Source organism: Gracilibacillus phocaeensis, assembly GCF_900626275.1.
In the GTDB taxonomy this organism is placed as follows: domain Bacteria; phylum Bacillota; class Bacilli; order Bacillales; family Amphibacillaceae; genus Gracilibacillus; species Gracilibacillus timonensis.
On sequence record NZ_LR131144.1, the window covers coordinates 1,374,897 to 1,401,773 of the forward strand.

Sequence of the window (26,877 nt, forward strand, 5' to 3'; positions counted from 1 at the left end):
TCTAATACCTCGGCTTTCTATTTTGTATTTCCTCAACAAACTGCAAATAGTTTTGGTACCTCTGTTCAGGGATTAACTGCTGTTCCACAGCCGCCTTCACTGCACATTTGGGCTCACGAACATGTAGACAGCCTCTAAACTTACATTGGTCACTCAATGCCATAAAATCAGGATAGCATTGTGGTAATTCATCCAGTTCCATATCCTTAAAATCAAGCGCACTAAAACCAGGTGTATCTGCGATTAATCCCCCCTTGAACGGGATAAGCTCAACATGACGAGTAGTATGCTTCCCTCTACCCAGGCTCTCTGAAATAACATTAGTTTCCAAATTAAGATCTGGAATGATTTTATTTAACAGCGAGGTTTTCCCTACCCCTGATTGGCCCGCAAATACAGACACTTTTTGATGTAAGTAGGGAGCAACACTGTTTATGATTTGTTCATCTTGGGTGGATAGGAATTGCACGACATACCCTATTTGTTGGTAATAAGCCAATTGTTTTTTAATTTTTTCCGCTTCTTGTTCCTCTAATAGATCCATTTTCGTAAAAAACAATAAAGGTTCAATAGCTTTGGCTTCTACCAAGACAAGAAATTTATCCAACAAACGTAAACCAAGATCTGGTTCTTTTACAGAGGTTACGATAATGGCTTGATCGACATTGGCTATAGGTGGGCGCGTCAACTCGTTGTCTCGCTTATCAATCGACAGAATATACCCTTCATCTGTATGATTATATTCGAATTCTACATAATCTCCCACAAGCGGAGAGATTTTCTTCTGCCGAAAAACACCACGACCACGACATTGGACAATGCCACCTTCATATTGAACATAATAAAAACCACTTAATGCTTTAATAATCTTGCCTTTTGGCATTTACTCACCCTCTACCTCTTCGTATGTTAATGTTCGTTCATGGATAACCTCATCATCACGCAATATGCGGTAGGAGCCTTCTTCTCCAGGGGCTATTGTCAATTCAATCGAAAAGGTGGTTTCTTCTGTGATCTCTTCTTCTTCTTGGTAAAGTTCTGCGCCATCATGATCCATATCATCTACGAAAATACTTACTGTCTGTGGAGTAGGTTCTTCTGATTCCTCATCCACTTCGCCTGTATAAGGGATTGTAAAATTCTCAGTATGGGTTACCGGCGATTGTGGTTCAGGTCCTAAAGAAATAACTAATTCTACTTCGGTGCCTTTTTCCACTTGTTCATTAGCACCAGGGCTCTGCTCGATCACGTGTCCTTCTTCTACTTCTTCGCTATGCTGTTCTTCGATACTTACCTCTAATTCGTTATCGGTTAAGTAGGTCTCCGCTTCCTCTTGTGACAAGCCAACCAAACGGTTCAAACTGATCTGTTCCGGCCCTCTACTAATTTCAAAAATAACATTCGTTTCCCTTGGAATCACTTCATTATCCGGTGCAGGTTGAATTTGATTGATGATCTCACCAACAGGACGATCTGAATATTCCTCATAGTATCGGACATCATTATATCCTTGATCGACCAGTAATTCTTCCACCCGTTCATAATCTCTGCCAACATAATCATCAAATTCTACTGTTTCTGGTCCTTGACTTACAAATAGCATGATATCCTGACCTTCCTTGATCACGTCATTTGCTTCGGGATTGGTTTCAATGACAATGTTTTCTTCAATTTCTTCATCCGTTCTTTCCTCTTTGACAACATTCAATCCCAAAGCAGTGAGGCTTTCATGGGCCTCGTCGTAATCTTCACCTGCAACATCTGGAATGGTTACATCTTTAGGTTGAAACAAGCTTGGAAACACAAATAAAGCAAGCAAAATTGCGCCAAATAAAATAACGAATAAACTAGTTACCCATATAAAGGTTTTTTTGCGACGTTTTTTCTTTTTTTGTGCTGGCTGTTTCTCCACTGTATCTTTGACCTTCTTGGTATCTTGTTTTGCAGCCATTGTGGCATCATCATTCACATCTGCTGCCTCTCCTTGATTTTCTTGAATGATGGGAATTGCCTTCGTAACCGTATCCTCAGAGACAGGCGGCTCATATTTGGGTTCATTCATTCTATCCGGGTCCAAGGAATGATTTAAGTCATCTTCCATCTCGGGCACGGAAGCATAACGCAGCAATGGGTCTTTTACCGTTGATTTGATCACTATATTTTCTACTGACTGCGGAATTCTGGGATTGAATTCTTTTACCGATGGTGTCTCTGTTTGTAAATGTTTTAAGGCGATCGACACCGGTGACTGCCCAAAAAAAGGAAGTTTCCCAGTCAACAATTCAAACAAAACAATTCCTAAAGAATAAATATCTGATTTATTGTTGGCCTTTCCTCCTCGTGCTTGTTCCGGCGACAAATAATGCACCGATCCCATCACAGAATTCGTCTGCGTTAAGGCCGTTGCGCTTAACGCTACCGCTATCCCAAAATCAGTTACCTTGACTTGTCCATAGGTATCAATAAGGATATTCTGTGGTTTGATATCACGATGAACAATGCCATTTGCATGGGCATGAGCGATAGCTGACGTAATTTGAGTCATAATGTCAATAACTTCCCCCACTTCAATGGGGGCATGCAATTGTATGTATTGCTTTAATGTCATTCCATCCACATATTCCATGACCATATAATAAATTTGTTCTTCTTCTCCCACATCATATATGTTGACGATATTAGGGTGAGATAGGCTAGTAGCCGACTGAGCTTCCCGATGAAAACGGGTGATAAACTCCGGGTCATTGGCATACTCCAGTTTTAATACCTTGATAGCAACTTGCCTTTCCAGGATTTGATCATTACCTAAATAGACGTTGGCCATACCGCCGCCACCGATTAGTTTAATAATCTCGTAGCGTTCATTAAGCATCTTTCCTTCTAACATGACGATTCACCAACTTCTGCATCCTCATTCTTCACAATCGTTAAGGTGATATTATCTTCTCCACCTCGGTCATTTGCTAATTGGATAAGGATTTCACTTGCTTGTTTTACCTCATTATTCATCAGGATGTCATATAGCTCTTGGTCATCTACCTTATCAGTTAAACCATCCGAACAAATCAATAATTGTTCCTGTTCCTCCCAAGTCTTCTGGTAAATATCTGGTACTAAATCTTCCTCCGTGCCCAAGGCCTTGAGTATAATATTCCGTTGCGGATGTACTTGTGCATCCTCTGCAGACAACTGTCCCTTCCTCACAAGCTCGCCAACTAATGAATGATCATTAGTTACTTGCTGCAAGCCCGTCTGATTGATTAAGTATGCCCTGCTATCACCAATATGGCCAATCGTGATGGCAGCTTTTGTACAGACTGCTACCACAAGAGTGGTCCCCATCCCTTGATAGGACGCATCTGTTTGTGCTGTATGATACACCAAATTATTAACCTTTGTAATCGTATCTTTCAACCATCCCTTGACATTATGCTCCCCTAATGAATCGGTTAACTCTTTCCAATGGACTGTAACAGTTTCCACTGCTAAATGACTAGCTACATCCCCAGCTTGATGCCCACCCATTCCATCGGCAACAATCGCTAATAATTGATTTTCATTAGTCAGCACATCTACCGCGTCTTCATTTAATTCACGTACTTTTCCTTTATCTGTTTGAAACACATATTTCATGTATCACACCTCTTCCTATACGTCATTCTTTACCAATCGCGTGATAAAGAATCCGTCGCTATTCAAATCCTGAGGAAATAATTGCAATCCCCATTTGGATTTCCCGGCACACTGTTGAACGATCTGGGGCAGCTCCTCAAAAAAAGTCGGATCAACCTGATAATTCGGATAACGTACAAGGAAAGCCTCTATCACTTGTTCATTTTCTTCCTTATCTACTGTGCAAGTACTATACACTAGTTTACCATCTTTTTTTAATAAAGGCTGTACTGCTTCTAATATTTCTATTTGAATAGACGCTAATGTGGTAACATCCTGTTCTTGTCGATGATAGCGAATATCTGGTTTGCTGCGCAGCACTCCAAGACCCGAGCAAGGGGCATCGATCAATATTCTGTCAAACGAAGCAGCTGCATGGGTTTCTGCTAATTTTCTAGCATCACCTGCCTCTGTTCGAATAGCTGTTAATCCTAATTGCTCTGCCTTTTGCATCACTAGTTTTGTCTTTTTTTCGTGAAGATCATTGGCAATAACAATACCATGATCGCACAGTTTTTCAGCGATATGTGTCGTCTTGCCTCCTGGGGCACTGCAAGCATCCAAAATCTTCATGCCTTCTGTAATATCCATTAATTCTGCCACCAGCATGGAACTTTCACCCTGAATAGTAACAAGTCCTTCTGCAACTGCAGGATGTTTGCGAATATTTCCTTGATCAATGATCATACCCTGTGGCGAAACACTAGACAAACGGGCTTGTATACCATCTGCTTCCAAACGCTCCAGCATCCTTTCACGGGTTGTTCTCATCGGCTGTATTCGCACAGAGGTTGGCTTATGGGTCAGGTTCGTTTGACACATTGCTTCGGTCAGCTTCAGTCCGTACTGTTTTATCCATCTTTTCACCAACCATACGGGATGGCTTGTGCTAACACTGATTCGTTTGCTATCGTCTGTGATGGTTTGATAGTCAGGGAACCCTTTGCGTTGAGCCGATCGCAATACCCCATTGACAAAATTAGCAATTCCTTTATGCCCTTTTTGCTTAGCTATTTCCACCGCTTGATGAATAGCTGCATGGTCAGGCACTCGATTCAAATATTTCATTTGGTAGAAAGTCAAATAAATCAACCATTGCACCCATCGATCTGTTTTCTTCTTTGGCTGAATGAAAGATTGCAGATCGTACGCTAATGTTAATTTTCGCTGCAGCGTACCGTAAGTTATTTCCGTCAAAAGCGCTGCATCGCGTGGTTCTAATCGATGCCTCTTCAGCCATTGGTCCACCAGCAGATGACTGTAGCCTCCTTGATCACCTATTCGGACTAATAAATCAAGGGCCAATTGTCGTACATTATAATCACTCATTACCTAATATCTCTCCCGCACTCATATTACTTCCTACACCTCGATAAAAATCGGCCGCAGACATTTTTTTCTTGCCCGCTGGCTGAACCTCTGTTAATAAGAGACTTTGGTTTGCGGCTACCGCGACTTCAATACCCGTTTCCGTTATGTCTACGATCGTACCTGGCGCTTGATCGATTGTGCGGTTGGTTCGTTCGGCACGATATACTTTCAAGATTTTTCCTTGCCAGGTCGTAAAGGATACAGGCCACGGATGCAGGCCACGAATATGATTATATACTTGTTGCTGAGGTTTTTTCCAATCAATCTTCTCCTGCTCCCGTTTAATATTAGGAGCAAACGTTGCTACCTCCTCCTTCTGAACGATTCGCTTCGCCTTACCAGAAAAGATGTCAGGAATTGTTTTCGCTAATAAATCCGCACCCGTTTTGGCTAATTTATCATGCAAGGAACCGACATCATCCTGATCTGCTATATCGATTGCCTGCTGACTGATAATATCCCCAGCGTCTAATTTCTCTGCCATATACATAATCGTAATACCAGTCTTTTGGTGACCCTCTAGAATTGCATAATGGATTGGCGCACCACCTCTTAACTTAGGCAGGAGCGAGGCGTGTACATTAATACAGCCATAAGCAGGAATCTCTAACAATCCCTTTGGCAGTAATTGTCCAAAGGCAGCGGTGACAATTAAATCGGGATTTCTGTCTTTGATTTCCTGGTAATTATCCTTAATCTTTTCCGGCTGAAAAACAGGGATATCATGGGCTTCAGCTGCCGTTTTCACTGGTGGTGCGGTTAAGATACGTTTTCTGCCGCGAGGTCGGTCAGGCTGTGTGACAACTAAGTCAACTTGATAACCTTCTTGCAATAAACGTTCTAAGACAGGCACCGCAAAATCAGGGGTACCCATAAAAATAACTTTTTTCATGTTATGACTCCTTTACATAAATGAGTATGGTTCAAAGTCTACTTGGATGGTCAAATCGTTCCGCAGTATTTCATCATTATAATGCGATTGTATTTTTCGAATAATGTCTCTTTGGTTTGGTTCATCCTTATATTTTACCATGCACTGATAACGATATCTATTATTTATGCGAACCATTGGAGAAGGAGTTGGTCCTAATATCTTGGCTTCGTCGGATAAATACTTGTATAGCAACTTACAGATCGTTTTTGTCACTTCTTGTGCCTTAAAAGAATTAGGATGTGTTACGGTAACTAATGTCAGGAAAAAATATGGCGGATAACCAAATCCCTTACGCATCATCATTTCCTCACTAAAAAATTGGGCATAATTATATTTACTAGCATGTTGAATACTATAATGATCAGGAGTATACGTTTGAATCACTACTTCACCCGGAAGTTTATGCCGGCCCGCACGTCCGCTAACCTGTGTTAAAAGCTGAAATGTCTTCTCCGAAGAACGAAAATCCGGTAAATGCAGCATGGTGTCAATTGCCAATACACCAACCAGCGTCACATTCTCAAAATCAAGCCCTTTGGCAATCATTTGCGTACCCAATAAAATATTAGCCTCTCCCCTGCCAAATGCATCCAATAGACGCTTATGTGATCCCTTCCGTCTGGTATTGTCCACATCCATGCGAATGATGGAAGCCTCGGGAATCTGCTCTTTTAATGCCTCTTCCACCTTTTGTGTGCCTGTTCCAAAATATCGAATCGAATGGCTGCCGCATGCAGGGCATTCCTTCACCATTGGTATTTGATAATCACAATAGTGACACTTCAATTGATGCGTATTTTTATGGTAGGTCAAAGCAATATCACAATTAGGGCACTTCATCACTTCACCACACTCCCGACACATCACGAACGTCGAATAACCGCGTCGATTTAAAAACAAGACGACCTGTTCTTGACGGTCAAGGCGGGTTTGAATAGCTTCTAGTAGTTGTCGTGAAAACATCGTTCGGTTGCCGGCATGTAATTCTTCCCGCATATCGACTACTTCTACAGGAGGCATCTCCGTTTCATTCATTCGTGCTGGCATATCCAGCAACTGATAAACCCCTTTTTGAGCTCGAGCATAGGATTCAAGCATAGGGGTAGCACTCCCTAAAACGATCGGACATTGATGAGCTTTTCCTCGCCATTTCGCTACTTCTCGAGCGTGATACCGGGGTTGCTCATCTTGTTTATAACTTGTTTCATGTTCTTCATCGATAATGATAATTCCAATATTAGTAAATGGCGCAAAAATAGCGGAACGTGCTCCTACCACTACCTTGACTTCTTGTTTCTGAATTTTTGTCCATTCATCAAATTTTTCCCCCGGGGAGAGAGCACTGTGCATAACGGCTACTTCGGAACCGAATCGCCCCTTAAAGCGCTGTACCATTTGTGGTGTTAAAGATATTTCCGGTACTAGCACAATGGCTTCCTGTCCCTTTTCTAACACCTTAGCAATCGCCTGTAAATAAACCTCTGTCTTACCACTTCCGGTCACCCCATGCAGAAGAAAGACATCATCACGAGCGTGATCCAGCGATTCATGTATTGGCGTGATGGCTTGTTGCTGTTGCTCACTTAATGGCAGTGGATCGGTTCGTTCAAAGGAACTATCTTGAAAAGGATCACGATATACTTTTTTTCGTACGGTTTGCAATAGTTTTTTATCGATTAATTGATTCAAAGCAGAAGTGCTAGACTTCAATTGTTTTATTAACACTTGTTTTTCCAATGGCTCTGGATGCTGGATAAAATGCTGTAGTATTTCTTTTTGTTTTTTCGCTCGATTAGAGATATCTGCCAATGCCTCATCCAATAAATGATCAGGTTGAGCAGGCTCGATATACACCTTGGTCTTGTTAGTCGCTTTAGATTTGACTTGATAGTTGATTTTCACATGACCATCGTTCACTTCTTTGCGCAGCTGCTTATAATCACCATTGCGCTCTAGAAATTCTTGATAATCAACAACCGCTCGACCAGCAAAAAGAGTCTGAAAGGCTGGGGACAAGTCTGATTCCGTCAACGCTTCGAGTTCTTTTTTATAACTTGCTTTTAATACTTGAGGTAGCATGGCTTGCAGTGTTTGTATATAAAAACTGGTTGTTTGTTCGCTTATCCAAATCCCCAATTCCAGTAATTCACCTGTGAGAATGGGATGGATATCCATCACTTCGTCCAAGGGCTTGACATTCTCTACTGAGGTTTGTGAAGTAACTTCCAGGACAAAGCCCATTACTTTTCTAGGACCAAAAGGTACAGAGACACGCATCCCCTTCTGCACAATCGCTTCAAGCGGTTCTGGAATGGAATAATCAAAAGTATGGTTTGTCTGATTGGTTGGGACATCGACAATCACTTGGGCAATTTGCATATTAACCCTTCCCTATTTCACGATCAATTAGTTCGATGACTTGTTCAGCTATCGCCGATTTACTCGCTTGCTCGATGGGCCACGTGTTTCCTGCTTTCGTGATAAGAACCACTTCATTCTGATCAGAATCAAAGCCAATATCGGAACGGCTGACATCATTAATGACAATGGCATCGAGGTTCTTTTCCTGAAGCTTTTTCCGACCATATGCCTCTAAGTCTTCTGTTTCCGCAGCAAAGCCAATCAAATATTGCCGTTCTTTATGTTCTCCTAGATAGCGTAATATATCTACATTCTTTTCAAGTTCTATCGTGATATGATCCTTGTTTTTTTTGATTTTTTGCTCACTGGTTTCTACTGGGCGATAATCGGCCACTGCTGCTGTTTTGATCACAATATCTACCTGATCATACAAGGCGGTCACTTGCGCAAACATTTCCTCCGTACTTGATACAGGGATATGCTCAACCGATGGGGGCACTGTTAAATTGGTTGGGCCTGAGACTAGATAGACCTTTGCTCCTTGTTCTGCCGCTTCCTGTGCGAACGCATAGCCCATTTTCCCAGAAGAATAATTGGTAAAATAACGAACCGGATCCAATGGTTCTCTCGTCGGTCCTGCTGTAATAAGTACCTTTTTTCCTTGCCATCGCCCTAGTCGATGATAATCTCGATCAATCACCTGCACGATTTCTTCTGGTTCTTCCAATCTGCCTTTGCCTACGTAACCGCAAGCCAGGTAACCGTCTCCTGGTTCAATAAAACGATATCCCCACGTTTCTAAGGTCTTCATGTTTTGAACTACTGCTGGATGTTGATACATGTGCACATTCATAGCCGGTGCTACATATACCTGAGCTTGGGTAGCTAACAAGGTGGTTGTCACCATATCATCAGCCATACCATTTGCCACTTTTCCTAACACATTTGCTGTGGCAGGTGCTATCACCACCATATCCGCCCAATCCGCTAAATCGATATGAGCAATCTTGGCAGGATCTTTTTCATCAAAAGTATCCGTATACACGGGGTTTCTTGACATCGCCTGAAAGGTCAACGGTGTGACAAATTCAGTCGCATGTTCGGTCATCATTACCTTAACCTCCGCTCCCGCCTGAGTCAGTTTGCTTGTTAAGGCAACCGCCTTATAGACCGCAATACCACCAGACACTGCCAAAAGTATTTTTTTTCCTTTTAACATATCCACTACCTCCTTCAAGCTGATAGAAGAAACCCTCGCAAGCGAACGCAATGCGAGGGAAGATTCTTTTATTTAATAGGCTGTTCAAAAGTGTTTTATATGAACTTTTGAACCTCACCATTTATTCATAAGCAGGTGCTTCTTGATCCGGGTCTACTGTCAGCTTCTCTTCTAAGATTTCTTCCAAAGCAAGCCCTACATACGTAGCTGCTTTTGGTGACTCTAATTGATGACGTTTATTTATCTGAATCTGACGTGCTCGTTTAGCAGACAAGGTTACCAAGGTATACTTTGAATTAATTTTGGTTTGTAATTTATCGATGGATGGTTCTAATATCATTTGCTATCTACCTCCAATAAGGCTTTATTGTATTGTGTTGCTACTCTTTCCCTCTTGCAATGTTCACTTTGTACAATGGCCTGTACTTTTTTAACTGCTGTGTCTACATTATCATTGACTACTACATAATCATAGTAATCCATCATTTCAATTTCTTTACGTGCCTCGTCCAAGCGATCCGTAATGAGATCCTCGGTTTCTGTACCGCGGTCGACAATCCGGTTCTTTAGCTCTTCCAGGCTTGGCGGTATTAGAAAAATAAATACACCTTGAGGGAAATTCTGTTTGACTTGCATCGCCCCTTGCACTTCGATTTCCAGAAATACATCATGGCCTTTCTCGATAGTATTTTCTACATACTGTCTAGGGGTACCATAATAATTCCCTACATATTTGGCATATTCCAACATTTTCCCTTGCTCGATCATTTCTTCAAATTGTTGCTGCGTGCGATAGAAGTAATCTATCCCTTCTCTTTCATTCTCTCGCATCGCTCTGGTAGTCATCGAGATGGAATATTTTAAATTGGTGTCCTGCTCAAATAATGCCTTTCTTACTGTGCCTTTCCCTACTCCGGATGGACCAGAAAGTATAAATAATATTCCCTTCTCTTCTATCAACTTGTTTCCTCCTATTATTCTTCGTTGATTTCATCATGACTAAGTACTCGCTGCCCTACTGTTTCCGGCTGCACAGCCGATAGTACGACATGATCACTATCGGTGATAATAACGGCTCTTGTCCTTCTGCCATACGTCGCATCTACTAATTTATTATTGTCTCTTGCGACGGTAATAATACGTTTAATCGGTGCAGACTCTGGTGAAACGATCGAAATAATTCGATTCGCTGATACCACATTGCCAAAACCGATGTTAATTAACTTCAAACTCACTTCAAGTTCCCCCTTAATTATTAGCCAAACGTACAACGCTATTTCAAGCGAAATAACCAAAAAACGCCAGATGGGTTTGGATTACACGACTGGAAAATTTAAAACGATCGATCCTTATTACCAATCATTATTATTCCAAATTTTGAATCTGTTCTTTCATTTTTTCCGTTTCGCTCTTTAAATAAACAATTTGTTCACTAATCCAAGGATCATTTGATTTGGAACCAATCGTATTCAATTCTCGATTTAATTCCTGTACAATGAAATCTAATTTTCTCCCTTTTGCGTCTCTTTCCTTGACGATTTGTCGCATCTGCTTCAGGTGACTATGTATTCTAGTTATTTCTTCCGTGATGTCCCCTTTTTCTGCCATTAATGCCACTTCAGAAAGGATTGTTGTTTCATCGTAAACCGAAGTATGGGAAAGATATTGTCTGATACGACTGATTATTCGCTCCTGGTATTCTATTATAACAATATTTCGCCGTTCACCCAACCTTTTTATTTTTGATTCGATATTTTGGATACGTGAGATGAGGTCATTTGCCAACTCTTTCCCTTCTGTTTGGCGCATCTGATTTAATTGCCATACGGCTGAATCCATCAATTCTTGCACCTTTACATTTATCCCTGACAAGTCGAGTTCCTTTTCTTCTAATGCAAAAATATCCGAGAAACTGGCAAGCATGTCAATCGTGATATCCCCTTTCAATTGATAGGCGTTCTGCAGTTCTTTTAATTGTTCCAGGTACTGTTTCGCTAAATTCCAATTCGTTTGGACCACCTGATTCTTGGTATAAGCACCTGTTATATCAAGGGATACGGACACTTTCCCCCGTTGAACCTGTTGCTGTATTTGTTTCTTTAATTGATTTTCAATCGGGTACAGAAAAGAAGGCATTTGAAAGGAGATATCCAAATAACGATGATTGACCGATTTCATCTCCACTACGATCGTTACGTCCTCTTCTTGTAATACTTCTCTGGCAAATCCAGTCATACTTCGCATAGCGATGTCACATCCATCTTTTTTTGTTGTCCTACTATATCCTACCAAAAGTAAACAAGTAAAGACAAATAATTCTTTGCAACCATCTCTTCTTCCTAAATATGATATAATGAAAATTCGAGGTGATAATATGGTATTTGATGGTATAGTAACAAGAGCAATCACACATGAATTACAGCAAGCATTGACTTCAGCACGCGTACTAAAAATATATCAACCAACCGACTCAGAATTATTACTGACAGTGAGACAATACGGTAAAAATAAACAACTGTTAATCAGTTCTCATTCCCGTTATGCGAGAATGCATGTAACCAAAGACAGTTATCATAATCCAACAGAGCCATCGATGTATTGTATGATGCTGCGTAAATATCTAAGCGGAAGCTTTATTGAATCGGTAGAACAAATTGAGAACGAGCGTATTGTTCATATCCACTTTCAAACCAAAAATGAAATAGGCGATCAAAGCCTGAAAACGCTCATCGTCGAAATCATGGGAAAACATAGTAATATTATTTTATTGGATCCAGAAAAAAGTGTCATTCTTGATAGTTTAAAGCATGTCTCACCTGCTCAAAACAGGCATCGATCGATCTTACCTGGAAGCAGCTATATACAGCCTCCAGATCAAGGGAAGATCAATCCATTAACGATAGATGGTGATACTTTTATTCGCAAGCTGGACTTTAATGGTGGCAAACTGGAGAAACAAATCGCTGACACTTATATGGGGGTGTCAACGGTCTTGGCACAAGAAATAGTCCGTCAGGCCAACCTTGGAGATACCCAGGCATATCAGCAGGCATTTCTCCATTTCCAAAAGCAAATTTTAGACAATCATTTTCAACCCTATATATCACAAGGGAAAAAGGAATCATTTTATGTCCTGCCGCTATCTAACGAACAGGGTGAGATCACCAAGTTTGAAACAGTCAGCTCCATGTTGGATAGCTTTTACTCCGGTAAAGCCGAACGAGACCGCGTCAAACAAAGAGCTGGAGACTTATCCCGGTTGCTAAGCAACGAACAAAAAAAGAACAAACGTAAATTAGGGAAACTGGATCAAACCTTGAAGGATGCGGAAAAGGCTGATACGTATCAAAAAGACGGCGAGTTATTAACGGCACATATGCATTTAGTGCAGAAAGGTGATAAAGAAGTCGAGGTAATGGATTACTATGACCCTGAACAGGCAAAACGAGTGATTACATTAAATGAGAACAAATCTCCCAGCGAGAACGCGCAAAGCCTCTTCAAAAAATATCAGAAGCTGAAAAAATCAAAACAAATGGTCGAGGAAGAAAAAAAGAAAACCCATCAAGAGATCCGCTACTTGGATGAAATCATCGAACAAATCGAGACGGCACGAGAAGATGATATTGAAGAAATTCGTGAAGAATTACAAGAACAAGGCTATCTCAAAAGAAAAGCTGCTCAAAAAAAGCAGAAGAAAAAGCCTACCAAACCAACACCTGAACGGTTTCTTTCCTCTGATGGCACCGAAATCTTGGTTGGAAAAAACAACAAGCAGAATGAACATTTAACCAATCGCATCGCACGTAAAAATGATATTTGGCTGCACACAAAAGATATACCAGGCTCCCATGTCGTCATTCGTTCCGAACAACCTACGGAGAACACCTTACACGAAGCTGCTCAGCTGGCCGCCAATTTCAGCAAATCGAGGCATTCTTCATCGGTACCTGTCGATTACACATTAATTAGACATGTAAAAAAGCCGAACGGAGCCAAACCTGGGTTTGTTACGTATGATAATCAGAAAACCTTGTTTGTGACACCGGATGCCAGTATGGTGGAAAAGTTAAAACAGGGATAATGTGAAAGGAGTGCCTTGAGACGAGGTACTTCTTCACATATTTGCTACTCCGCTTCACCATTCAACTCAAACGCCCCCATCGTAACCCTATGCAATTTCATCGGTGAAAGGCCTTGAAGTGAATCATTTGTCAATTCTGCTAAATGAGTTATTGTTATGATGGGAATTTCGCCTTATTATCTACTAACTATCACCAAAACATATAGAAAAAAGTAACGATTGACAAACTATCAAGATTATATTTATAATATCTATGGGAGTTGTCACCCTTTTACAATCAATCACCATAGCATCACGATTCCGTAGCTCAGCTGGGAGAGCGCTACCTTGACAGGGTAGAGGTCGCTGGTTCGAGACCAGTCGGAATCATACAAGACGCTATAAACCGTATAAGCAACGGGATATAGCGCCTTTTTATGTGGTGAATTGTACACAAGGTTTGTCTGATGACATAGCGTATGGAGAAGTTCGGCTACCTCCATTGAGTTGGTGAAAATCCAAATAAAAGAAAAGATGAGGCAAATCCTGTTCATCACCTTTCCTTTTTACTTTGCCTTTACCCCGTTCCATTTCATTCCTCTGTATTCTAAAGGGGTACAGCCCACTTGTTTTTTAAATACCTTAATAAAATAACTTTGATGGTCATAACCTAACTGCGCGCAAATACCGCCAACTGAGATATCCGTTCGTTCCAGCAAATCCTTGGCTTGTTCCATTTTACACTGTTTTACATATTCTACAAAGGTAATTTGCATTTCTTTCTTAAACAGACGACTAAAATAGCTAGGATTCAAATATAAATGCTCTGCCACTTCATCTAGCGACAATTTCTTATGCAGATGATGGGATACATAATAGCAGGCTTTGATTACATCTTTATGATACTTATTTTTTAAATGTTGTGATGTCTTTTGTAAGGTTTTCTCCACAAAATGGATGAGCCAGTCTTGCAGTTCATAGATAGTATTCAAATAGAAAATTTCTTCCTGTAAGACTTCTACATGGGACGACTGCTTGGGAATCGTTCGCAGTTGCATATTCACATCCAACATCAAGCGGAGAAACCATTCCTTGACCACCTGGGGATGATATCGTTTATCCACACAAATATTAATCCAATCTGTCAGTTTCTTTTTGAGTGTTTCTATATCACGTTCAAATAATACATTCTTTAACTGTGCTCCAGCTTCTTCAAAATGAGAAAATATTTCTTGATCTTGTTGATCTGTTAATGACTGTTCTGTTTTATTTATAACTGTGTCACGTCGACTATAAAATAATTGTCTTTCACTAGATAGCAAGGATTGTATTTCTTGTCTAACTTGTCGTCTTTCTCCTTGTTTTCCCAAAATAAAGGTAATATCCACTGATAGATATTCCTTGATTACATTCCGGAATTGCTGCAGTAATACACGTAGCTCACCAAAACTATCATGTTTAATGGAGGCTTGACAGGGATAAAAAATAAAGCCCTTCTGGTATTCAAAATGGATACAATGTATATTTTGTTGCGTTTGTACCATTTCTTGAATAAAATTCTGCATAGCAAATTGTAATATATCGATAGAGATAAATTCCTTCTTCACCTCGTAATAATTATGAATAAAATAATGTACCGGAATATATAGAGGGGCCGTTAATAGTTCTAATAAAGTAGTTGATGAGCCTTGAATCATCTGTTGCAACAACCTTTGTTTTTCCAGATCATGATTCATCTTAACTTGACGCTGCAATTTTTTAACCTCATCTATTCGATTATGATTACGATCAAGCTGTTCTTTACATGATAATAGTACTGTTTGTAAGTTTTCGGACTCTAACGTCTCTTTTAAAATGTAATCTTGTACTTCTAGCTTCAATGCTTGCTGTGCATAGGCAAATTCATTATGGCAAGAAATAATCGCTACTTGCAGATTATTTTTTATTTTCTTCATCTCTCTTGTTAATTCGATCCCATTCATTTTAGGCATACCAATATCCGTAACCAAAATATCAGGCATTTCTTTTTGAGCCGCTTCAAACGCTTGCAATCCGTTTTCATAAGTTCCCATTAATGTCATCCCTAATTCTTCCCATTCAATAACCTCTGACAAAAATTGAATAGTCGGGTAATCATCATCAACTAACATTACCTTGTACATCTTTTTCACCACCTAGTGGAATAACGATTTCTATACTTGTTCCTTCCCATTTTTTGCTTGTCACTACCATCTTTGGTTTGTCTGGAAAAGAAAGACGCAACCGCTCATGCACATTCGCCATTCCTATATTAGAAAAACCGGTATGTGGACCGAGTTTTTTCATAGTGTCAGGACTTTCAAACGCATTGTTCAGATAATCTACCTGATTCTGTTCCATTCCTGTACCATTATCAGTAATCAAAATGTTGAAATGCGTTTGCGTTGTTTCCGCTTTGATGCTAATGGTACCCTCTCCTTTATTGAAACCATGAATAATGGCATTTTCGATAATCGGTTGTAATAAAAATCGTGGTACAAATTGCTGTTTTGCCTTATCTGAACATTGCAGTACTAACGTGACCTTATTCTTCTGACGCATATTCATTAACCGTACATAATCTTGCAGCAGTTCTAGTTCATCGGCAAAGGTTATTTTATCTGCCTGATTTTCAATCGTCCAACGCAGTAATTTGGATAAGGATTGAATCATGGCGGCACTGTCTTTATCGCCAAAACGAAAGACCTTCATTCGAATCGAATTTAGTACGTTAAATAAAAAATGCGGATTGATCTGCGCCTGAAGCATCGCCAACTCAGCTTTCCTTTTTCGCTGATGGGTAACACTCACTTCGTCAATCATACTATTGATTCGATCTAACATTTGATTGAAAGAATCAGAAAACTGTCCTATTTCATCGGCACTTGTCACGGATGAGCGGACAGACAAATTTCCTGTCTGCACTTTCTGCACTACTTTATCCAAGTGCTTGATTGGTCTGGTAATACGATTTATTAAATAGGCAAGGATTATGAAAAAGATGATAAAGGAAATCGCTAACATAATAAACACCTTCGTGAAAATAGAGGTGATATTAGAAGTAGCTACTTGATAAGGTACTTTCGAAATAAGCTTCCAATCATTAAAAGTTAATTGCTTTTGCGTAACGACATATTGTTGATCCTCTAAGGTCATCATTTGTGCGTCTTTATAGGGATCCAACTTTTCTACAAAATTTGCTTTCTCATTGATTTTTGATTCATCTTGATGCGATAGTATCATATCCTTCCCATCAATCAAATACAATTCCTCTGTCGATTCCTGACTGATTAAAAGGTCTCTTACTCTCGTTTCTAACAAAGTAACAATCACATATCCGTAAATTTCTTTACTACTGCTTCTTAACGTACGTGCAATCGATAATTGATATGGATTGTGTACCTTTTCATAAGATAACATAGTAGGTGCTAAACCAATCCACAGCGTTTCAAATCCATTCAATTGCTGGAGTTGATCAAACCATTGTTCACGGTGAAAGCTATTTGGATCAAACTGTGAGGTTGAATAATTCGTATAGTATTTCCCATTTTTTAACAGAATCGTGACAAAGGATTTTTCGCCTAAAAGGGTAATATCATCTACTGTTTTCTGTATATTGCGATCTTCTAGAAAAGCTTTATACCCTTGATGTTCGAAAGTGGATAGAGGTAAATTTGATTTATTTTTTAATGTAGTATTCAGTGCGGAATCCATTTGAACATAATTAGACACATTTAACATATCATCTAGAAGTTTGCCGACCCCTTCCTCCGTTAAATTCAATTCTTTGATGGCATTTTGCTTTGCTTGCTCTTCTACGGCATCCCGTGTTAAATAACTGTAAATAGATAAAGACAAAATAACTGGAATACCAATACACAAAAAAGAAGCGATAAATACCTTGGAACGAAAGGATGGGGACGTTACTCCCCGAAATAGAACCCTCATTTTCATCCCCCTCTTTCAAAGAATGTTAAGGGTACGAAGAATAATAACGTCCCTGTCTTTATCATAATCATAATACGATAATGGATTCAAGTTTTATTGATTATTTTCCTTTATCTCTTGTGCCTTTTGATCCATCGACTTAACTGTTTCATCGATGTCCTGTTCTTCATAAATCAATTTTTCATATTCTTCATTTACCATCTCATATATTTCTGATTGATAAGGAGCAGGTGGCACAAGTTCTGAAGCCTTAGCATTTTTTAATACGGTGATTAGAGCATCTTTATCCACTTTTTCTGGATTGTTGGTATCTGATAAAATAGTATCTACAATATTTTCTAATTCGTCATCCCCTACACCATTCCACGCAGGGATATTCTTTCCTTGAACCATCTGTCCTTCTGTGGTAAACCAACGTATAAATTGATAAGCTGCTTCTTTATGTTCTGAGTTAGATGCTACAGCCATATAATCAGTCGTAACAGGTGTGTATCCTCCTTCATCGGCTTCCTCATTTTTCGGATATGGGGCTATACCTACCTCAAATTCTAGCGGAAACTGATCTGTACCACCCAGCTCTGTATTCATCCAACTCCCAATAGGTACCAGACTGGCATCTTGATTGAAGAATTGATCACGGTAATGCAGTTGTTGTGACATGATATCGGTATACGGCGTAGCCGATTGATCTTCTTTTTCCATTTGCCACCGTAATTCTAATGTCTTTTTAAACATAGGATCTGTGAAATTAGAACTTCCATTTGCCTTTAGAAATTCTGTATTTTCTGCTTTACTTGCTAGAGCTAGTTTCATAAACTCCATCCAGCCGCCATCTTGTGGACCATGAAAAAATGTTCCATAATGATCGTCTGTTGTGAGTTGTTTCGCATATTCCGTATATTCATCCCATGTCCACTCTGTTGGCATTTCCAATCCCGCTTCTGCTAAATGGTCTTTATTTACCAGTACATACCATGGATTGAACTTTCCTGGTAATGCATAGTGTTGATCTTCTAATTTCGTATTGACTTTATATTCTTCGGTCATATCAAATCCTTCTTCTTTAATAAACTCATCGATAGGAGCGACCATTCCTAAATCAACTCGTTGCGCATAGGAAGCCGGATCACTAAACATAAGCACATCCAACTGTTCACCAGATGAAGCAGCGAGGTCCAGTTTTTGTAATGCTTCATTAGTATCTCCTTTTTCACTTAGAATGACTAATTCGACTTCAATATCCGGGTGTTCTTCTTCAAAGGCAGGTATCGTCTCTGACCAGTTATAGGAAGCTTCATTTCCATGAGTATGAAATTTAATCGTAATGGGATCACCTGACCCACTGTCTTCATCATTACTTCCAGATCCGCTTGTCTCTGTTTCATTTTCCATATTGCATGCTGTCAACACAAAAATAAAACCAAGTAAACATAATAGTAGTAACCATCCTTTGTTTCTCAATTATAAAACCCCCTCATCATTTTTGAAACCCCTTACATTAATAATCCTATCAAACTCATTTTTCTCTTAATATCATTTTTTTTACCTTTGTCACCACTTTTTTTACTTATCCTTTTACACCACCTAAGGCGATACCATCGATGACATGTTTTTGTCCTAACACAAAAACAATTAATAAAGGTAGAATAGCGGAGACTGCTGCTGCCATAATTAATGTATGAAAACTCCCGTTAAGGGTAGTGAATTTCTGCATAGCCAATTGTATGGTATATAACGCATCGGTTCTTAAAAAGATTAATGGATTCTGGTAATCATTCCACGTCCAAATAAAACGTAATATCGCATAAGTTGCAACGGCAGGGCGAACAATTGGTAAAGCAATCTGCCAAAAGATTCGCCAATGTCCTGCACCATCAATCTTGGCAGCGTCAATAAAATCATTGTGAATCCCCAGAAAGAATTGTCGCAGCATAAATGTCCCTAATACACTAAAGCTTCCTAATAAGATTAAACCAAAATGAGTATCAAATATACCCATATAACGAAATAAAATAAATTGTGGTACCAGACTTGCTTGCGGTGGCACCATATAAGTGGCTAAAACAATTAGGAACAGCCATGCACCCGCAGGAAAACGCACCTTTGAAAAACCATAAGCCGCTAATGCTGATACAGTTGCTGAAATAATTGTTGTGCTCATGGCTACTTTTATCGAATTCCAATAATAGATATAAAATGGTTGGTCACCAAACCAAACTTCCTGATAATTGGATATTCCATTCCATCTAGAAGGTATCCATTCAATCGGATATTTAAAAACATCTGCCTCAATCTTCAGAGAAGTCGATAACATCCAAATAAACGGTAGCAAAAATGCAATGCTGCAGAAAAATAAGATAACCGTACTGATTATTTTTTTAACGTTTATTGATCGATCTGTTTTCATTCCATCACACCCTTTTTCACTTAATAATTGACCCATTTCTTCTGACCAATCCATTGAATAATCGTAATCAAAAATACAAATACAAATAAGACAACAGCAATCGCCGAGGCATAACCTACATCTAATTCAAGAAAGGCACGCTCATATAAATGCCAAACCAACATTGTCGTAGCATTCAGTGGCCCACCTTGTGTGAGGACAGCGATCAAGTCAAATACCTTAAAGGAGGCAATAATGCCGGTAATCAAAAGAAAAAAAGAAGTTGGAGAAATCATCGGAAATGTAATACTCTTAAACTTGTACCAACTATTTGCTCCATCCATATCAGCCGCTTCATATAACTCTTTTGGAATCGATTGTAGTCCGGCAATATATACAATTAAACTAAAACCAATGGAAATCCAAGTATGAATAATCATTAACGAGATCAAGGCAAATTGAGGGTCTGAAATCCATGTTGGCGGATTATCTATTCCTAACGACATCAACACCTGATTGATTGGTCCTTGTGATGGGTGAAACAATACTTGCCAAACAACAGCAATGGCAACTACACTGGAAATGTATGGCATGAAGAATGCTACTTTAAAATAGCTTTTCATAAACACGTTTTTATCGATTACAACAGCCAAGAACAAGGCTATTATCATCGTAATTGGAACCGTAAAAATGAATATGGTATTATTTATTACAGATTTAAGGAATTTTTCGTCATCTAATAGTTGTACAAAATTCTCCATACCTGTCCATTGCAATTGTTCAATTCCTGTGACAAACTTCCAATCGGCAAAAGCCAATATAAAAGTCGCCACAATTGGAAAGAGTACTACGACAGATATTCCTAACAGCATTGGAGATACAAACAAAAACCCAGCTAGATTCTCATTTTTTTCGATTCTTGATTTTTTAAACTTCTTCTTCTCTTCTGTATAGACCATTGTTTTACTTCCCATAGATTACACCCCTTTTCTCCATTGTGGAGTCATTTAAATGTTGTAGTATGTTTAACGTATGTTGACAAAAATACATAGCTATAAAAGATAGTCCACTGCCCATAAACAGGAATCCTATCCCAGGTATCACAAGACAGATGAATAAAAAACCAATTAATGAAACACCCATCCACATCGTTAACAGCGGAAATAAGGTGCTGACCTGGAGTGCCCTTTTTATAAGATGATTTATTTTTAATAAGGGAAAATTGACAGTCAGCCCAAATACATAAAGTAAAATCACCAATGCTAGAATTAGAACAGTGGTGCTACTGCTAAGAATGACATAATACAACCAACCGGAAAAATTTTGTACAATCGCAAAATCAATATATAACGCCATCCCAGTTATGATAACAGCTATTCCTAGCACATTACTTTTCACAAAGTATTGTTTAAACTGCTTCCAAAACATCTTCAAAATAGGGAAATCATCCTCCTTCTCGATCCATTTCTTATTTAAAGCGAACATAGCCATAATGGATGGGAATATTCCAAAGATAATCGCACCTGCTAATGTGAACATAATCGCTAGTATTTGAAGTATTACTAAGCGATACAACCATTCACAAAGTTTGAATAATCCACCTGATATGTCGAATAGCATCCCACTCCCCCCTCTCGCTACTCCAATTATAAACGCTTTCATTTTTAGAAAAATAGCATTATTTTTACTTTTATCAACAGAAATTTGACCTGAATATGAAAAACCACAAAGAACTATACATAGTTCTTTGCGGTCTTTGGTTCTGTCTTCCTTTCACTAACCACCATCTGATTAATGGTAGTTTCTTGAAGGTAATAGATATAGACAATAACCCTCTTTTGATCTGTGTCACCGATTCAATTGATAATAATGACCTTTCTGTTGCATCAATTGCTGGTGATTTCCTTGTTCGATAATCCTACCATTTTCCAACATAATGATTTTGTCTGCTTCACGAATCGTATTGAGACGGTGAGCAACGACAAAGCTGGTTCTACCTTTCATTAATCGTTTTAATGCCTCTTGGATTTTCCATTCCGTGACTGTATCAATATTACTAGTTGCTTCATCTAATATAAGAATCTTCGGTTCGGCAAGTAAGGCACGAGCAATGGTCAATAATTGTTTTTGCCCTTGACTGATACCGCTGCCCTCTTGATCCAAAACGGTATCATAACCAAGCTCTAAGCGCTCAATAAAATCGTGAGCATTGGCATGAATGGCGGCCCGTTGCACTTGTTCATCGGTCGCATCCAATTTTCCATATCGAATATTTTCACGAATGGTTCCATGGAAGAGAAAGGCATCTTGTAAGACAAAGGCCATTTGCTGCCGCAAGCTGCTTCGTTTAATTTTTTTGATATCTTTGCCATCCAACGTAATCGAACCACTGTCATAGTTGTAAAAGCGAGAAAGTAAATTAATGATGGTTGTTTTCCCAGCACCAGTATGACCGACAAATGCTACCGTCTCACCTGGTTTGGCCTCAAACGATATGTCGGCTAACGTATTCTGCGATTCATATCCAAAAGAAACCTGATCAAAAATGATGTGTCCTTTCGTATCATGTATTATTTCTGCGTCATCCTCGTCTAAATCTTCTTGTGGTTCATCCATCACTTGGAAGACCCGTTCTGCACCAGCAATGGCAGATAACAGCAAATTAAACTGGTTAGACAGTTCATTTAATGGCCGAGTAAACTGTCTGGCGTACTCCGTAAAAATGACGATGGTACCAACCGTTATAAGGGAATTATCAGAGGCAATCACCAACATTCCGCCGATTAAGGCAATCAAACCAAAACTAAGGAAATTTAGCATATTCATTACTTTAGGAATAAAACCGGAAATGGTGATCGCCCAAAAACCAGTATTTTTTAATCGATCATTTCGTTTCTCAAAAGATTGCACCACATAATCTTCTTGTGAATAAGTCTTCACCACCTGCTGACCAGAAACAATCTCTTCCACATAGCCGTTTACCTCACCTAAATCTTGCTGCTGTAATTTATAGAGTGGTCCGGTTCTTTTCGTAATCCAACGCATGGCGAGATACATGACAGGAATAATAGACATGGTGACAAGGGTTAAGATAGGACTTAAATAAAGCATCACGATAACCGTACCAGTCAATGTCAAAACACTAGAAAATATTTGGATAACGGACTGGTTTAAGGTGTTGTTAATATTATCAATATCATTTGTCAGGCGGCTCATTAGTTCCCCATGTTGTCGTTTATCAAAATAGGATATCGACAGTCGATGAAACTGTTCGAATAGATGACGACGCAGAGTATGGATGGTGTTTTGTGCGATGCCGACCATCCAGTAATTTTGCAGAAACAAAGAAAACGAATGGATCAAATAAACAATTAGCAAACCAATTAAAAGGGTAATAAGGCCAGTCGTCTGTTGCGTGACAATAAAATCATCGATAGCCCTTCCTACTAAAAAAGGACCAAGTAAGGCAAAGGCAGAACTGATTAAGACCATGAAAATAACCAAGGTTAGCTTTCTTTTTTCAAGAACCAGATATCTCCAAATACGCCGTAATGTCGCCCCCATATATTTGGCCTTTTTGGTTTGTTTCTTCCCTACGTTATCTAACCCAATGCGCTCATATTGGAAGGGAGCTTTCAAGGAATTATTTCGCATGTTCCGCCTCCTTTTCTGCTTGTGAACGAACAATTGCTTGATAGAATGTTGAACGATCGAATAGCTGGTCATGTGTGCCAATATCGAGAATTTCTCCGTTATCAAGCAAGAGAATTAGATCTGATTTTTTTACCGTAGATATTTTTTGTGTAATGATCAAAACCGTACATTCATAGTGCTCTAAAGCACTTAACAAATGCGATTCCGTCGCCAAATCAAGAGCACTCGTACTATCATCCAGCATTAACAGACTAGGTTTTCGAATAAGGGCCCGTGCGATAGAAATACGTTGTTTTTGTCCACCGGAAAGATTGACTCCTTTTTGACCGACACGTGTTTGATATTGCCCCTCAAGCTGTGTAATGGTCTCATGAATTTGTGCATCCTTGGCTGCCTGCACAACCTCTTCCATCGTGGCATCGTTTTTGCCAAAAGCGATATTGTCATAAATCGATCCCGTAAATAACAAAGGACTTTGTGGTACATAACCAATCTGCCCCCGCAATTGCTTGACATCTAAATCTTCAATAGGTACATCGTCAAGATAAATCGTTCCCGCGGACGGCTGATATAACCTAGGGATTAACTGGAAAAGAGAAGTTTTTCCTGATCCGGTTGCGCCAATCATTGCCAAGCGCTGGCCAGGTGCTACTTGGAAAGAAATATTCTTCAATGTATTTTGTTTTGCCTCCGGATAATGAAAGGAAACATGTTCAAAACGAAGACTTCCTTCTCCTTTTATTTTAGCTGGTGCAAGAACTTCGTTGTTAGATTCTTTATCCAGATTTAATACTTCTGCAATCCGGTCCGCCGAGGCTTTTGTTCGTGAGATACCCATGATGATAAAAGAAAACATAGAGATTGACATCGAGACACGTAACGCATAGTTTACCATCGTTACTACTTCACCAACATTCGCCTGTCCAGCAAGAGTTTGTGCATTCCCGAACCAGATGATAAAAATCAAACTGAAATTCATCACTAATAGCAAAATCGGACCAGTCGATTCGACAATACGAAATGTTTTTTTAGTCGAGTCTGCAAGGGCCGTATTAGCACCATCAAAACGAGTTTTTTCGAATGACTGGCGAGAAAAGGCCTTAATCAGTCGCATCCCAGCCAAATTTTCCTGCATTACTTGATTGACTCGATCAACATTACCCTGCACGGTACCAAATAACTTACTGGTTAGCTTTAATATCCATAATAAGAACAGCACTAGCAAAGGGACAGTAATAAAGAAAATAGCTGCCAACTTAGGATTTACAATAACGGCCATAGTGACACCGCCTATCACAATCAATGGTGCCTTGGCCATAATTCGTAAGCCCATAAATATCGTGTTTTGTATTTGACGGATGTCGTTGGTAAAGCGAGTAACCAATGCAGAAGTCGGATATTGATTGAGCTGAGCAAACGAGAACCTTTGTATTTTTTTAAATAAGGATTGTCGGATATCATATCCAAAGCTAAAGCTCACATGAGAGGCAAAAAAAGAGTTAATCACTCCTGCGATGAAAGAGAGGAATGCCAATCCAATCATCAAGCTGCCCCACCATACAATATTCCCCATATCCTGTTCGATCACTCCCTGGTTGATCATAAAACCAAGAAACAAAGGAAGCGTTAATTCTACTGATAGCTCCACAAGCATAAGTGAAAAAGCTACCACTGCTGGCAGTTTATAACCTTTCAAATAAGAAAGTATCGTTCGCAATGACTATTCACCTACCGTTTAACGAAATGATAAAGCTAGATTGCCATCCGTGGAGTTTTTTATCTCTAACTGGACAGCTAGCACTATGATAAAACATGTTTATTAGATTAACTCATTTTATTATAATGTTTATGTGGTAAGAGAATCCAGTATTATTATTTCTGTTTCGTGGCATCCTATGAAGAAATCAATCCATATTTGGATATTAATAGGTGCAAGTAAGGAGTTGGACAGACATTAACACTTGTATTCTCTCAATCTCAAAACTATACTTCCCTACCCCCTTCCTTTATAATAGAATAATTGGGAAGGTGATGAAAATGTCAGAAAAAACGGAACAATGGAACTGGAAACAAAAGATCGGCTTAGCATTTTTATTAGCATTGTTAGGAATGATTGGTCCTTTTAATATTGATATGTATCTTTCCAGCTTCCCGATGATTGCCGAAGATTTTTCGGTGCGTGCTTCACTTGTGCAACTCAGTTTAACGGCTTGTCTTATCGGGCTTGCGATTGGGCAACTGGTAATTGGACCGATAAGCGACTCGGTTGGTCGAAAAAAACCGTTAATTATTGGTTTGTCTTTGTTTGCTATAGCATCGTTAATCTGTGCAATAGCCCCTAATATTTTTGTGTTGATTGTCGCACGCTTTTTACAAGGTTTCTTTGGTTCTGCAGGTATTGTATTATCAAGAGCAATGGTAAGAGATAAATTCTCGGGCAGGGAGTTAACGCAATTCTTTGCCATGTTAATGGTGATTAATGCCGTAGCTCCGATGGTTGCCCCGATAAGTGGTGGAGCGGTTTTATTATTGCCGTTTGCTACGTGGCATACTATTTTCCTTGTCTTATGCCTGTTCGGACTTTTTTTGGTGTCACTTGTTATCTTTAAAATAAAGGAATCCTTACCAGTTGAGAGAAGACAGCCGGCTTCGATTATTGGCACGTTTAAAACGATGGGTGCCTTATTAACCGATAAAAGCTTTGTCGGTTATGCGATAGTCGTCTGTTTTGTACAAGGAGGTACGTTTGCCTATGTAGCAGGTACACCGTTTGTTTATCAAGACCTATATGGTGTTTCACCACAGGTTTTCAGTTTATTATTCGGTGTTAACGGTTTGGCAATCATCTCCGGAAATGCCCTTGTCGGCAAATTAAGTGATTACATACCCGAGCGAACCTTGTTAAGAACAGGCGTCATTATTTCTTTAAGCGCTAATTCCTTGTTATTAGTAATGACCATAATCAAAGGTCCACTGCTGATGATTGTATTACCAATCTTTATTCATATGTTTACGATTGGTATTGTATTAACCAGTTCTTTTTCGCTCGCCATGAAAAACCAAGCAAACCACGCCGGCAGCGCCAGTGCTATCCTAGGCATGTCACCGATGCTGATGGGCTCCATCATCGCTCCGCTGGTCGGTTTAGATGAGACTACCCCCATTCCGATGGGAGCTGCATTGTTCACTACTTCGTTGATTGGTTTTATTGCATTTTTTACGTTAACTAAGAAACCATAAAAAATGAAAAA

21 protein-coding genes and 1 tRNA gene are annotated in these 26,877 nt (G+C 39.4%); 3 read left to right on the plus strand and 19 right to left on the minus strand.

The window, feature by feature from the left end; translation table 11 throughout:
* Window position 1 precedes the first annotated feature (1 nt).
* The 11 genes from rsgA to E0E32_RS14425 form a co-directional block, all read right to left on the minus strand.
* Complete coding sequence (gene rsgA, locus E0E32_RS14375) at window positions 2-883, minus strand: ribosome small subunit-dependent GTPase A (RefSeq protein ID WP_066194020.1); 882 nt, start codon at window positions 881-883, stop codon at window positions 2-4.
* Entirely contained in the window at window positions 884-2,887 is a 2,004-nt protein-coding gene (pknB, locus tag E0E32_RS14380; protein ID WP_066194023.1) for a Stk1 family PASTA domain-containing Ser/Thr kinase, read from the minus strand.
* Entirely contained in the window at window positions 2,881-3,633 is a 753-nt protein-coding gene (locus tag E0E32_RS14385) for a Stp1/IreP family PP2C-type Ser/Thr phosphatase (RefSeq protein WP_066194026.1), read from the minus strand. The genes pknB and E0E32_RS14385 overlap by 7 nt, the downstream gene beginning before the upstream one ends.
* Before the next feature lie 15 nt (window positions 3,634-3,648).
* Window positions 3,649-5,001 carry a 16S rRNA (cytosine(967)-C(5))-methyltransferase RsmB gene (gene rsmB / locus E0E32_RS14390; RefSeq protein ID WP_130860029.1) on the minus strand — a complete coding sequence of 451 codons (1,353 nt, stop codon included), beginning with the start codon at window positions 4,999-5,001 and terminating at the stop codon, window positions 3,649-3,651.
* Entirely contained in the window at window positions 4,994-5,935 is a 942-nt protein-coding gene (gene fmt / locus E0E32_RS14395; protein WP_130860030.1) for a methionyl-tRNA formyltransferase, read from the minus strand. The genes rsmB and fmt overlap by 8 nt, the downstream gene beginning before the upstream one ends.
* 12 nt (window positions 5,936-5,947) lie before the next feature.
* Complete coding sequence (priA, locus tag E0E32_RS14400) at window positions 5,948-8,356, minus strand: primosomal protein N' (protein ID WP_066194034.1); 2,409 nt, start codon at window positions 8,354-8,356, stop codon at window positions 5,948-5,950.
* Between the two features lies 1 nt (window position 8,357).
* A complete protein-coding gene (gene coaBC / locus E0E32_RS14405) occupies window positions 8,358-9,557 on the minus strand; it encodes a bifunctional phosphopantothenoylcysteine decarboxylase/phosphopantothenate--cysteine ligase CoaBC (protein ID WP_130860031.1) in 1,200 nt (399 codons plus the stop codon).
* Window positions 9,558-9,678: 121 nt separating this feature from the next.
* Window positions 9,679-9,897: a DNA-directed RNA polymerase subunit omega gene (rpoZ, locus tag E0E32_RS14410; RefSeq protein ID WP_286171930.1), complete on the minus strand. Its 219-nt coding sequence runs from the start codon at window positions 9,895-9,897 to the stop codon at window positions 9,679-9,681.
* Complete coding sequence (gene gmk, locus E0E32_RS14415) at window positions 9,894-10,517, minus strand: guanylate kinase (RefSeq protein ID WP_066194039.1); 624 nt, start codon at window positions 10,515-10,517, stop codon at window positions 9,894-9,896. Before gmk ends, rpoZ begins: the two co-directional genes overlap by 4 nt.
* A gap of 14 nt (window positions 10,518-10,531) precedes the next feature.
* Window positions 10,532-10,792, minus strand: coding sequence for an extracellular matrix/biofilm regulator RemA (gene remA / locus E0E32_RS14420; protein WP_066194043.1), 261 nt, complete (start codon window positions 10,790-10,792; stop codon window positions 10,532-10,534).
* 130 nt (window positions 10,793-10,922) lie between these two features.
* Window positions 10,923-11,801 carry a YicC/YloC family endoribonuclease gene (locus E0E32_RS14425; protein ID WP_066194046.1) on the minus strand — a complete coding sequence of 293 codons (879 nt, stop codon included), beginning with the start codon at window positions 11,799-11,801 and terminating at the stop codon, window positions 10,923-10,925.
* A 130-nt stretch (window positions 11,802-11,931) separates the two neighbouring features.
* Here E0E32_RS14425 and E0E32_RS14430 point away from each other — a divergent pair, with 130 nt between their 5' ends.
* Both E0E32_RS14430 and E0E32_RS14435 read left to right on the plus strand, forming a co-directional pair.
* Window positions 11,932-13,641 carry an Rqc2 family fibronectin-binding protein gene (locus tag E0E32_RS14430; protein WP_130860032.1) on the plus strand — a complete coding sequence of 570 codons (1,710 nt, stop codon included), beginning with the start codon at window positions 11,932-11,934 and terminating at the stop codon, window positions 13,639-13,641.
* 296 nt (window positions 13,642-13,937) lie between these two features.
* A tRNA-Val gene (locus E0E32_RS14435) sits at window positions 13,938-14,010 on the plus strand.
* Window positions 14,011-14,186: 176 nt separating this feature from the next.
* Here E0E32_RS14435 and E0E32_RS14440 read toward each other — a convergent pair.
* The 8 genes from E0E32_RS14440 to E0E32_RS14475 form a co-directional block, all read right to left on the minus strand.
* Complete coding sequence (locus tag E0E32_RS14440) at window positions 14,187-15,782, minus strand: response regulator transcription factor (RefSeq protein ID WP_130860033.1); 1,596 nt, start codon at window positions 15,780-15,782, stop codon at window positions 14,187-14,189.
* Window positions 15,760-17,586, minus strand: a complete 1,827-nt coding sequence (locus tag E0E32_RS14445; protein ID WP_130860034.1) for a sensor histidine kinase — start codon at window positions 17,584-17,586, stop codon at window positions 15,760-15,762. Before E0E32_RS14445 ends, E0E32_RS14440 begins: the two co-directional genes overlap by 23 nt.
* Before the next feature lie 93 nt (window positions 17,587-17,679).
* Window positions 17,680-19,047, minus strand: a complete 1,368-nt coding sequence (locus E0E32_RS14450) for an ABC transporter substrate-binding protein (RefSeq protein ID WP_286171932.1) — start codon at window positions 19,045-19,047, stop codon at window positions 17,680-17,682.
* Between the two features lie 106 nt (window positions 19,048-19,153).
* Window positions 19,154-19,993, minus strand: a complete 840-nt coding sequence (locus tag E0E32_RS14455) for a carbohydrate ABC transporter permease (protein WP_130860035.1) — start codon at window positions 19,991-19,993, stop codon at window positions 19,154-19,156.
* Between the two features lie 20 nt (window positions 19,994-20,013).
* Window positions 20,014-20,946, minus strand: coding sequence for a carbohydrate ABC transporter permease (locus tag E0E32_RS14460; RefSeq protein WP_130860036.1), 933 nt, complete (start codon window positions 20,944-20,946; stop codon window positions 20,014-20,016).
* Window positions 20,936-21,592 (minus strand): YesL family protein, encoded by a 657-nt coding sequence (locus E0E32_RS14465; protein WP_130860037.1) that lies wholly within the window; start codon window positions 21,590-21,592, stop codon window positions 20,936-20,938. The genes E0E32_RS14460 and E0E32_RS14465 overlap by 11 nt, the downstream gene beginning before the upstream one ends.
* 228 nt (window positions 21,593-21,820) lie before the next feature.
* A complete protein-coding gene (locus E0E32_RS14470; protein ID WP_130860038.1) occupies window positions 21,821-23,626 on the minus strand; it encodes an ABC transporter ATP-binding protein in 1,806 nt (601 codons plus the stop codon).
* Complete coding sequence (locus E0E32_RS14475) at window positions 23,616-25,343, minus strand: ABC transporter ATP-binding protein (RefSeq protein WP_130860039.1); 1,728 nt, start codon at window positions 25,341-25,343, stop codon at window positions 23,616-23,618. The genes E0E32_RS14470 and E0E32_RS14475 overlap by 11 nt, the downstream gene beginning before the upstream one ends.
* 320 nt (window positions 25,344-25,663) lie before the next feature.
* On the opposite strand from E0E32_RS14475, the gene E0E32_RS14480 reads away from it, so the two are divergent.
* The gene (locus tag E0E32_RS14480) at window positions 25,664-26,866 is read left to right on the plus strand and encodes a Bcr/CflA family efflux MFS transporter (RefSeq protein WP_066194057.1); all 1,203 of its coding nucleotides are present in this window, start codon (window positions 25,664-25,666) and stop codon (window positions 26,864-26,866) included.
* Window positions 26,867-26,877: the final 11 nt, after the last annotated feature.

Bases quoted from the DNA above. Each gene is read 5' to 3' on its own strand.
- E0E32_RS14480 (WP_066194057.1), top strand. From the start codon at position 25,664: ATGTCAGAAAAAACGGAACAATGGAACTGGAAACAAAAGATCGGCTTA.
- E0E32_RS14385 (WP_066194026.1), bottom strand. From the start codon at position 3,633: ATGAAATATGTGTTTCAAACAGATAAAGGAAAAGTACGTGAATTAAAT.
- E0E32_RS14455 (WP_130860035.1), bottom strand. From the start codon at position 19,993: ATGAAAACAGATCGATCAATAAACGTTAAAAAAATAATCAGTACGGTT.
- rsgA (WP_066194020.1), bottom strand. From the start codon at position 883: ATGCCAAAAGGCAAGATTATTAAAGCATTAAGTGGTTTTTATTATGTT.
- pknB (WP_066194023.1), bottom strand. From the start codon at position 2,887: ATGTTAGAAGGAAAGATGCTTAATGAACGCTACGAGATTATTAAACTA.
- fmt (WP_130860030.1), bottom strand. From the start codon at position 5,935: ATGAAAAAAGTTATTTTTATGGGTACCCCTGATTTTGCGGTGCCTGTC.
- E0E32_RS14460 (WP_130860036.1), bottom strand. From the start codon at position 20,946: ATGGGAAGTAAAACAATGGTCTATACAGAAGAGAAGAAGAAGTTTAAA.
- E0E32_RS14445 (WP_130860034.1), bottom strand. From the start codon at position 17,586: ATGAGGGTTCTATTTCGGGGAGTAACGTCCCCATCCTTTCGTTCCAAG.
- E0E32_RS14470 (WP_130860038.1), bottom strand. From the start codon at position 23,626: ATGCGAAATAATTCCTTGAAAGCTCCCTTCCAATATGAGCGCATTGGG.
- E0E32_RS14425 (WP_066194046.1), bottom strand. From the start codon at position 11,801: ATGCGAAGTATGACTGGATTTGCCAGAGAAGTATTACAAGAAGAGGAC.
- rpoZ (WP_286171930.1), bottom strand. From the start codon at position 9,897: ATGATATTAGAACCATCCATCGATAAATTACAAACCAAAATTAATTCA.
- E0E32_RS14440 (WP_130860033.1), bottom strand. From the start codon at position 15,782: ATGTACAAGGTAATGTTAGTTGATGATGATTACCCGACTATTCAATTT.
- E0E32_RS14465 (WP_130860037.1), bottom strand. From the start codon at position 21,592: ATGCTATTCGACATATCAGGTGGATTATTCAAACTTTGTGAATGGTTG.
- rsmB (WP_130860029.1), bottom strand. From the start codon at position 5,001: ATGAGTGATTATAATGTACGACAATTGGCCCTTGATTTATTAGTCCGA.
- coaBC (WP_130860031.1), bottom strand. From the start codon at position 9,557: ATGTTAAAAGGAAAAAAAATACTTTTGGCAGTGTCTGGTGGTATTGCG.
- E0E32_RS14430 (WP_130860032.1), top strand. From the start codon at position 11,932: ATGGTATTTGATGGTATAGTAACAAGAGCAATCACACATGAATTACAG.
- priA (WP_066194034.1), bottom strand. From the start codon at position 8,356: ATGCAAATTGCCCAAGTGATTGTCGATGTCCCAACCAATCAGACAAAC.